6 protein-coding genes are annotated in these 9,502 nt (G+C 71.5%); 3 read left to right on the top strand and 3 right to left on the bottom strand.

Annotated elements, in window-relative coordinates:
- The first annotated feature begins 1,291 nt into the window (after positions 1-1,291).
- Positions 1,292-2,524 carry a cytochrome P450 gene (locus ACH4EB_RS26100; RefSeq protein WP_398350129.1) on the top strand — a complete coding sequence of 411 codons (1,233 nt, stop codon included), beginning with the start codon at positions 1,292-1,294 and terminating at the stop codon, positions 2,522-2,524.
- A 15-nt stretch (positions 2,525-2,539) separates the two neighbouring features.
- On the opposite strand, the gene ACH4EB_RS26095 is transcribed toward ACH4EB_RS26100, so the two are convergent.
- From ACH4EB_RS26095 to ACH4EB_RS26085, 3 genes are all read right to left on the bottom strand, one after another.
- Positions 2,540-3,160, bottom strand: a complete 621-nt coding sequence (locus tag ACH4EB_RS26095; protein WP_398350128.1) for a class F sortase — start codon at positions 3,158-3,160, stop codon at positions 2,540-2,542.
- Between the two features lie 92 nt (positions 3,161-3,252).
- The gene (locus tag ACH4EB_RS26090; protein WP_398350126.1) at positions 3,253-4,017 is read right to left on the bottom strand and encodes a hypothetical protein; all 765 of its coding nucleotides are present in this window, start codon (positions 4,015-4,017) and stop codon (positions 3,253-3,255) included.
- Between the two features lie 324 nt (positions 4,018-4,341).
- A complete protein-coding gene (locus ACH4EB_RS26085) occupies positions 4,342-5,580 on the bottom strand; it encodes a cytochrome P450 (RefSeq protein WP_398350146.1) in 1,239 nt (412 codons plus the stop codon).
- Between the two features lie 745 nt (positions 5,581-6,325).
- On the opposite strand from ACH4EB_RS26085, the gene ACH4EB_RS26080 reads away from it, so the two are divergent.
- The gene (locus tag ACH4EB_RS26080) at positions 6,326-7,879 is read left to right on the top strand and encodes an FtsW/RodA/SpoVE family cell cycle protein (RefSeq protein ID WP_398350125.1); all 1,554 of its coding nucleotides are present in this window, start codon (positions 6,326-6,328) and stop codon (positions 7,877-7,879) included.
- Positions 7,876-9,330 carry a penicillin-binding transpeptidase domain-containing protein gene (locus ACH4EB_RS26075; RefSeq protein WP_398350123.1) on the top strand — a complete coding sequence of 485 codons (1,455 nt, stop codon included), beginning with the start codon at positions 7,876-7,878 and terminating at the stop codon, positions 9,328-9,330. Before ACH4EB_RS26080 ends, ACH4EB_RS26075 begins: the two co-directional genes overlap by 4 nt.
- Positions 9,331-9,502 lie beyond the last annotated feature (172 nt).

Raw genomic sequence — 9,502 nt, 5'->3', positions numbered from 1 at the left:
CCCTTCAGCCGCAGCGTCAACGGCATGTTGTACGTCGCCGACGGCCCCTCCAGCTTGTGCAGGAACCACAGCCGGCGCTGCGCAAAGGACAACGGGATCATGAGCTGTTTCCTTCTTCCTGCCCCGCACAGGGCAATGCGGCACTGGTCGGTCGTCCGCCGGGTCGGGTGAGCGGCGTCGGAGGGACGGCGTCCGTGGACGGGCGTCCGGTGGGCGGCATGGCGGGCACACCGCGCACGGCGGCCCGGTGCAGGGCGGTGACGCCCGGCGGGAAAGGCTGCGCCGAGTGGAGTGGAACGAAGTGGAGGGCAACGAAAAGGGCCGGAGGCGGCCGGCCGGGTGCCGGGCCCGCTCCGCGGGGAGCAGGCCGGTGTTTCCGGGCTCCGGTGGTGGGTCCGGACGGGAAAATCGGCAGGGAAAAGGACGGGGAATCCGGCCGGCGCCGGGTTCTGATGCCGTGTTCTCACACACCCGGGACGAAGGTCAAGGGTGAACAGATTTTCCCCTGAGCGCCCTGCCGGTTACCCGTTCGACGAACTGCCGCAACAGGCACGGCCGTTACCGGGAAAGCAGGGAATGGCAGGGTTCACCGCCGGAGCGCGAGCAGTCCCGTGCGGGGGGACCGGCACTCCGGTGGAGCCGTACGGAAAGTCAGGGCGATCGCAGTGGGTACGGCGGGACGGAATCCGCGCGACACGATGCCGCGTCCTCCTGGGCGCGGCTGGGCCACGGCCTCGTTCGTACGCCTTGTGGCATGGATACACAACCCCCGAAAGTGCACACCATCCGGACCCGCTCCGGGTCCATCGATCAAGCCATCGCGAGTTAATCAGCAGTCCCGCGAAGGCGTCAAGAAGATACCCGCGCCGCACCGGTGAACACCGAACTCAACCGACATGGCGCGGATATGCGCTGGTCAGCGTGGTTTCCGGATGTCCTTTGGCGCTCTCGGCCCGGCTTCCCGCGGGCCGGACGCGCCCCGGCGCCCGCCCGGCGCGGGGGATGGCCGTGCGGACGGAACCGGCCACAAACGGAACCATTCTCTTCGCTTTCCGGCCGACCGCCACACCGGTCAGCGAAATCCCCCCACGGGGCCCGGCCACGACCTCCGCCGATACGCGGCGAGTTGCTACTGTGAAAATGCGGAGCGGCCGCATGGACGACTCCGGCCGACAGGCCACGGGGGACCATGGCCGGCCACCGGCGGACACCGCCGGGGCCGCAGACCGAAAGCGGCGATCACGGCGACATCGCCGGAGTCTGCCACGGAGCCTAAGGAGCAGTTGACACCATGCCCAGCCGCATCATGCTGAGTCCAGGGGACATAGCGACGCTGGACCTGACGGACCCGCGTACCCACGCCGAGTACGACCTGAGCGAAGTCTGGCGCCATCTGCGCACAACGCAGCCCTTCTACTGGCACCCGTCCGTCGGCGGGGCCCCGGGGTTCTGGGTCGTTTCCCGGCACGCGGACGTCTCGGAAATCTACCGGGACAACAAACGCTTCACGTCGGAGAAGGGAAATGTCCTCACCACGTTGCTCATGGGCGGGGATTCCGCCGCGGGCATGATGGCCGCGGTGACGGACGGGCCGCGGCACTCCGACATCCGCAAGATCCTGCTCACGGCGTTCTCCCCGCGCGCGCTGGAAGGCGTGGTGGACAACATCCGGCAGTCCACCCGCGCCCTGCTGCGCGAAGCGGTCGCCCGCGAGGAGTGCGACTTCGCCCGGGACGTGGCGGCGGACATCCCGCTCACCGCGATCTGCGACCTGATGGGCGTGCCCGGGACGGACCGCGCCAAGGTGCTGGAGCTGACCGCGACGGCCCTCGGCAACGACGGCGCCGCCCAGTCGCCCGCCGCCGCGTGGCAGGCGCGCAACGACATCCTGGCGTACTTCGGCACCCTGGCCGAGGAGCGGCGCAGGAACCCGGGCAGCGACGCGGTCAGTGTGCTGGCCACCGGCCTCATCGAGGGCCGGCCGCTGACCATGGACGAGATCGTGGTCAACTGCTACAGCCTGATCATCGGCGGTGACGAGACCAGCCGGATGTCGATGACCGGCGGGGTACTGGCGCTGATCGAACACCCGGAGCAGTGGCGGGCCTTGAAGAGCGGCGAGGTGGCGATCCCCGCCGCCGTCGACGAGATCCTGCGCTGGACGACGCCCGCGCTGCACTTCGGCCGTACGGCGTTGGAGGACGTACCGGTCGGCGGGCAGGGCCAGGTGATCAAGGCCGGGGACATCGTCACGCTGTGGAACGACTCGGCCAACATGGACGAGGACGTCTTCGAGGCCCCGGAGCGGTTCCTGCTCGGCCGCTCCCCCAACAAGCACCTGTCCTTCGGCTACGGCCCGCACTTCTGCCTCGGCGCCTACCTGGGCCGGGCCGAGATCGCCGCCATGCTGACCGGGCTGCGCGAGACCGTCGCCTCGGTCGAACTGCGCGGCGACACCCGCCGCAACTACTCCAACCTGCTCAGCGGCATCACCAGTCTCCCGGTGGCCCTGCGGCCGGAGTGAGAGCCCGATCCGGGGTCACTTCACCAGGTCCGCGTAGAAGACGATGTTGTCCGAGCGGTGGCCGTCCACGATCGGGCCGCCGCAGGTGATCAGACGCAGTTCGGGGCGGTCGGTGTCGCCGTACACCTTGGCCGTCGGGAAGTGCGCCTTGCCGACCTGCTGGACCTCGCGGATCTTGAAGACGGCAGTGGTGCCGTCGGCGCGGCCGACCTCGATGCGGTCACCGATCTTCATCCGGGCGACGTTCCGCATCAGGGCCGGGCCGTCGGCCGTGTCGTAGTGCGCGACGAGGACGGCCGGGCCCCGCTCCCCCGGGGTGACTCCCCTGGTGAACCACCCCGCCTTGTCCGCCTTGTCCACCGGCGGTACGTCCAGCTCGCCGTCGCCGGTGAGCCCGAGCGGGAGGACGGGGCGGCTGTCGACCCCGGCCGACGGGATCCGTACGCGGACGGGCTCGGACCGCTTCATCGGCGTGACGGCCTGGGCGGCCGGACGGGTCGCGGCGTTGTCCACCCGTACGTCCGGGCCGGGGCCACCGCCGCAGGCGGTCAGGACTCCGCTGACGGCGAGCGCGAGGACGCTCAGCACGGCGGTGCGTCCGATGCGGCCGTGGCGGTTCGTGGTGGACGGGGACACGGTGGCTCCTGGTACGTACGGGGGCAGGGAAGCAGTGGCGGGGCGGGCCGCTCCGGTGAGGGAGGAGCGGCCCGCCCGGCCGGTGCCGCGGGTCAGGCGTCCTCGCCGGCCTTGCGGCGGTGCAGCAGCGCGAAGCCGAGGCCCGCGGCGGCCGCGGCGGCCCCGCCGCCGGCGAGCAGGACGGCCGGGGTGTCCGGCGTCCCGCCGACGCCCTCCGCGCCGGCCTTCACGCCGCCCTTCGGGGTGACCTGGGTCTGCCGGCCGGTCTGCTGCGGCTGCCGCTGGTCCTTGCGGGCGTCCTGCTTCCGGCCCTCGTGCTGCTCGTTCTTCTTCTTGTCGTCCTTCTTGTCGTCCTTCTTCCGGTCGCCGCCCTCGACCCACGAGGTCATGGATCCGTCGGGCTGCAGGACGAAGTGCGCGCCGTTGTGCTGGCCGTAGGCGGGCTTGCCGCCCTTGGTCTCCAGCGTGTCCATCTTGACGAGCTTGCCGGTACCCGGTTCGTTCGCGTACATGTCGGCCTGGAAATGGTCCGGGCCCAGCTTGTAGACCCTGGCGGTGAAGCCGCCGGACAGGCGCTGCGTACGGACCAGCTTGCGCTCGCCCTTCTGCTGCTTGTCGTCCTGCCGCTTTTCGTTCTGCCGCTTGTCCTGGTCGCCCTTGTCGCCCGGCTTCCCGGAGTTCTCCGAGGGCTTTTCCGACGGCGTTCCGGCGGTGCTGCCGTCCGCCGCGGGGCTGCCGGCGGCGGTCGGCTGCGGACTGTCAGCGAAGGCGGCAGCGGCGGGCAGCAGCAGCGCGGAGCCGGCGGCGGCCGCGACGGCTGCGGTACGGACGAGAGTGCGGCGACGGGTGAGGGCCATCAGGAGTTCCTTTGCGGTTATCCGGAGTGGGGGCCGCCGTCCGCTCGATGCGCCGGCGACACCGATGAAGCTATTCATCCCGCGTCACGAGAAATCTCCGGGCAGGTAACAGTCCGCCGGAGATGAGGCCACGGCCACGCAACTCCCGCGTTTTCCGGGACTTTGGTCCCGGCCGAATTGCGCGCTCCTCATCCGAAAGGACAAGAGAAACGACCGGGCGCCCGGCCTTTCGGCCAGGCACCCGGTCGTTGAATGGAGAACCGCTTCTCACCCCGGCGGGGCGCCGGAATTCCGGTTCCACGGAAAGGGAAGAAAGGTCCCGGTTCAGCCGTCGAGGCGGACCGGCAGCGACTCGATCCCGTACACGATCGACAGCTTGCGGAACGCCAGCTCCTCGGGCCGCACCGCGAGCCGCATGGCGGGGAACCGCCGCACCAGGGCGGGGTAGGCGGCGCGCAGCTCCATCTTGGCCAGCTCGGCGCCGACGCAGCGGTGGATGCCGTAGCCGAAGGCGAGGTGCGAGGGCACGTTGCGGGACGGGTCGAAGCGCTCCATGTCGGGACCCAGCTTGCCGTCCCGGTCGGCGCCGCTCAGCGAGCACAGCACCACGTCGCCCTTGGAGATCGACACCCCGGCGATCTCCAGGTCCTCCCGCGCGAACCGGGGGAAGGCCACCTGTACGACGGTGAGGTAGCGCAGCAGCTCCTCGACGTAGCGCTCGGCCGCCTCGTCGTCGTCCTTGAGGGCCGCGAAGTGCGAGGGGTCCTGGAGGAGCACCAGCGCGCCCAGCGCCAGCATGCTGGCGGTCGTCTCGAAGCCGCCGGTGAGCACGCCGTCGGCCAGGCCCGCCAGCTCCTCGTCGCTGACCGAGTCGCCGTGCTCCTTGACGATCATGCCGAGCAGGCCGTCACCCGGATTCTGGCGCTGCTTCTTGACCACCTCACGGAAATACGAGAGCGATTCCGATATGGCACCGAAGGACGCGTTGGCGCCGCTGAAGAGGTCGAAACGCGCGGCGCTCAGCCGCTCGAAGTCCGCGCGGTCCTCGTACGGCACTCCGAGGAGTTCGCAAATGACCAGCGACGGAATGGGCAGGGCGAAGGTCTCGACGATGTCGACCGGGTCACCGGAGCAGCCGGCCTTCTCCATGGCGTCCAGCCGCTCCTCCACGATCTCGTGGATACGGGGCGTGAGCCGGCTGAGGCGGCGCATGGTGAATTCGGGCGTCAGCAGGCGGCGCAGCCGGGTGTGCACCGGCGGGTCGGCGAAGCCGAGGCCGCCGGGGTTCTGGTCGGTGCTGGCGCCGGCCTGTCCGATGAGGTTGGTGAAGTCGGAGCTGAAGGCGTTGCCCTTGCCCAGGACGGCCTTGACCTCGTCGTAACCGGTGACCAGCCACACGTTGGCGGCGATCGGCACCGGCAGCTTGCTGATGGGCTCCTGCTCACGCACCGTCGCCAGCTCACCCACCGGGTCCAGTCCGTCACGCCGCAACGGCATCAGGACGGACTCGGGCAAGAAAGACATCCGAGACAGGTCGAAGCCCTTCTTCCGCGTCCTTGCCATATACAAACGGCCGGCCCAGGCGATGATCCGGGAACGGAGAGTCGTCATGACGCTAATACTGCCTTTCGTCGAGGGGGACGGTCACCCGCCCTCGGCGGGCCCCGGTCAGGGCCGCCGAACGCCGGGACATCCGCTCGGCGTTCGCGGATGTGACGTGCGCCATGGACCGGTCGGCCGCATCCAGCGTGACGAGCTCAGCCTTGTACATATGTGTGCGCGTGGTCTGAGGGCGAGTTTACAAACTGCCATTGCGCGCAATCACGGAACAACCCTTGTTCGCCCCCTAGGGGCTCTCCCCGAGACGGCCGCGGCGCGGCCCCGTGCCCGCGAACCGGCCCCGCTCGCGGGCCAGTAGGCCACCGTGGCACGCCACGGCGCCGGAACTGTGGAGGTACCGGTCGTCATGGGCGAAAGCCAACCGTACGCGGGGAACGCGGCCCAGCGTTTCCGTCACGGGCGAACGAGGCAACCCGTACGCCGCCTTCCGCGTCCGCCCCCGCCGGCACCCCGCCCGGCCCGCCCGCCCGGAACGGCGCCGGGGCGCCGCGAGGGCCGTCCGGCGCCGCCCGGCTCCGGAAACCGTGCCCGCCCGACCCCGGAAGCCTGCCCGCCCGCCCCTCGGGCGGGGGCGGCAACCACCCCGTCCGCCCGGCGGCCGTACCCGTACGCCCCTTGCACCACACCGCCCACTCCGCTCACACCGACATAAAGGACATATGCCCCGACACTTGCTACGTTGCCTGTCATGACCGCATCCATGGCGGACGCTCCCCCACCGGGCCTGAGGATGCCCGGACGCCGGGGCACCGAACTGGCCCTCCTCGCCGGCGCCGTCCTCATCAGCGTCTGCGGGTACATCGACGTCGGGCTCGCCCGGCAGAACGCCGTCCCGGGCGACGCGGCGAGCTACGGGGCGGGCCTGGCCGCCCTGGCCCTCCTCGGCCACCTCGCCGTCAGGTTCCGCGCCCCCTACGCCGACCCCCTCTTCCTGCCCATCGCCATCCTGCTGAACGGGCTCGGGCTGCTGCTGATCTTCCGGCTCGACCTGGAGACGCCCAAGGACCAGGCGGCGCCCACCCAGCTCGTCTGGTCCGCGCTCGGCGTCGGGCTGTTCGCCGCCGTCGTCCTGCTGCTGCGCGACCACCGCATCCTGCAGCGCTACGCCTATGTCTCGGTCGCCGCCGGCCTCGCCCTGATGGTCGTCCCGATCTTCTTCCCTGCCGTGAACGGGGCGAAGATCTGGATCCGGGTGGCGGGCTTCTCCTTCCAGCCCGGCGAGTTCGCGAAGATCCTGCTCACCGTCTTCTTCGCCGCGTATCTGGCGGCCAACCGCAACGCCCTCGCCCACACGGGCAAGCGGATGTGGAAGTTCCACTTCCCCACCGGCCGGGTGCTCGGCCCGGTCGTCGCCGTCTGGCTGGTCAGCGTCGGCGTCCTGGTCATCGAGCGCGACCTGGGCACCTCGCTCCTCTTCTTCGGCGTCTTCGTCGTCCTGCTGTACGTGGCCACCGGCCGCACCGGCTGGATCGCGGTGGGCCTGCTGCTCGCCGCCGCCGGAGCCGCCGCCGTGGGCCTGCTCGAACCCCACGTGCACAGCCGGGTCGCCGACTGGCTGCACCCGTTCGCGAGCATCACGGCGGGCCGGGGCGCGAGCCAGCTCGCCCAGTCGCTGTTCGCCTTCGCCGCCGGCGGCCTGCTCGGCACCGGCCTGGGCGAGGGCCACTCCGCCCTCATCGGCTTCGCCATGAAGTCGGACTTCATCCTGGCCACCTACGGCGAGGAGCTGGGCCTGACCGGCCTCACCGCGCTCTTCGTCCTGTACGCGCTGCTGGTCGCCCGCGGCTACCGGGCCGGCCTGGCGCTGCGCGACCCGTTCGGCCGGCTGCTGGCCGTGGGGCTCGCCTCCCTGCTGGCCGTCCAGGTCTTCGTCATCGCGGGCGGGGTGATGGGCCTGATCCCGCTGACCGGCATGGCGATGCCGTTCCTCGCCCAGGGCGGCTCGTCCGTCGTCACCAACTGGGTGATCGTCGCGCTGCTCATCCGGATCAGCGACAGCGCCCGCAGGCCCCACCCGGACGCCGCGGAGACCGGGGTGATCGCGGCGGCGGGCCCCGGCGGCGCCCGCTCCGGGTCCTCGGCCCGGCCGTACGAGGAGGAGGACTTCCCGTACGGATACGGGGGCCCGCACGCGACCGGGGACGGAGGCGGCCCCGGCGCCCGCGGCGAACACGACACTCCCGGCGCCCCCGACGGCCACGGGACTCCCGGCACCCCCGACGGCCAGGGCGGGAGCCGGTGAACCGCTACATCCGCCGCGCCAGCGTCTTCTGCCTGGTCCTGCTCGTCGCGCTGCTCCTGAACGCCGCCCGCGTCCAGGTCTTCGAGGCCGACGGCTACGACGACAACCAGGCCAACCGGCGCTCCGCACTGATCCGTTACGGCCAGCCGCGCGGCGACATCCTGGTCAGCGGCGAACCGGTCACCGGCTCGCGCGACAGCGGCGGGCGGCTGCGGTACGAGCGGACGTACGCCGAGGGGCCGAAGTACGCGCCCGTCACCGGCTACGCCTCCCAGATCTACGGCACCACGCTCCTGGAGAACGCCGAGGACGACGTACTGTCCGGCACCGACCCCCGGCTCGCCCGGTTCCCGCTGTGGACGGACATCAGCCGCGAGCAGCAGCCGGGCGGCGACGTGGTCACCACCGTCGACGCGGCGGTGCAGCAGGCCGCGTTCGAGGAGCTGGGCGGCAAGAAGGGCGCGGTGGCCGCCGTGCAGCCGCGGACCGGCAAGATCCTCGCGCTGGTCAGCACGCCGTCGTACGACCCGGGCGCCCTCGCCGGCACCGGGCAGTCGGTGGTGAGCACCTGGAGCCGGCTCAACGGGAGCGACGGCCAGCCCATGATCAACCGAGCCCTGAAGCAGACCTACCCGCCGGGCTCCACCTTCAAGGTCGTCACCGCCGCGGCGGCGCTGGACCACCACAAGGTCACCGACATCGACGCGGACACCGACACCCCGAGCCCGTACACCCTTCCCGGGACGTCCACCCGGCTCACCAACGAGGCGGGTGGCTGCGCGAACGCGTCCCTGCGGCGCGCCTTCGAGATCTCCTGCAACACCGTCTTCGCCCACCTGGGCGTCGACGTCGGCCTCGGCGGCATGGTCGGGACCGCGGAGAACTTCGGCTTCAACGATCCGGAGCTCAAGGTCCCCTCCACGGCTGCCCGCAGCGTCTTCGACACCGACATGGACGCGGCGCAGGTGGCCCTCTCGGCCATCGGCCAGTACGACACCACCGCCACCCCGCTCCAGATGGCGATGGTCGCCGCCGCCGTGGCCAACGACGGCGTGGTCAAGTCCCCCTATCTGGTGGACAAGCTGACCGACGCGCACGGCCGGACGGTCTCCACCACCCGGCCGAAGACCCTGCACCGGGCCATGAGCCGCGGCACCGCGCGGCACCTGAAGGAGATGATGACCGGCGTGGTCACCCGGGGCACCGGCACCGGCGCCGCGATCGACGGCGCCACCGTCGGCGGCAAGACCGGCACCGCGCAGCACGGGGTGGACAACAAGGGCACGCCGTACGCGTGGTTCGTCTCCTGGGCGCAGAAGGACGGCGCGGACGATCCGGCGGTGGCCGTGGCGGTGGTCGTCGAGGACGCGGCCGCCCACCGCGCGGACATCAGCGGCGGCGGCAGCGCGGCGCCCATCGCCCGCGCGGTGATGCAGGCAGCGCTACGGTGACGTACGGCACGGCGCCGCGCAGGGGGACGCAGGGGACAGCCGGAACACGATCTCCGGGCCGGTGGCCCGGGGCTGCTGCCCCTCGCCGAGGCCGAGGCCGAGGCGCCGGCCCGGCGCGGCTCGCGGTGCCGGACGCGGCGGCGCGGGAGCGGCTGACCGTGAAGTACGCCCG

Origin of the sequence: Streptomyces sp. NPDC018045, assembly GCF_044327445.1 — a bacterium.
In the GTDB taxonomy this organism is placed as follows: domain Bacteria; phylum Actinomycetota; class Actinomycetes; order Streptomycetales; family Streptomycetaceae; genus Streptomyces.
Note: the sequence above shows the minus strand (reverse complement) of the source record. Positions and strands in the feature narration are given on the sequence as shown.

Coding starts and splice junctions, on each gene's coding strand:
- ACH4EB_RS26100 (WP_398350129.1), top strand. CDS start 1,292: ATGCCCAGCCGCATCATGCTGAGTCCAGGGGACATAGCGACGCTGGAC.
- ACH4EB_RS26090 (WP_398350126.1), bottom strand. CDS start 4,017: ATGGCCCTCACCCGTCGCCGCACTCTCGTCCGTACCGCAGCCGTCGCG.
- ACH4EB_RS26085 (WP_398350146.1), bottom strand. CDS start 5,580: ATGGCAAGGACGCGGAAGAAGGGCTTCGACCTGTCTCGGATGTCTTTC.
- ACH4EB_RS26080 (WP_398350125.1), top strand. CDS start 6,326: ATGACCGCATCCATGGCGGACGCTCCCCCACCGGGCCTGAGGATGCCC.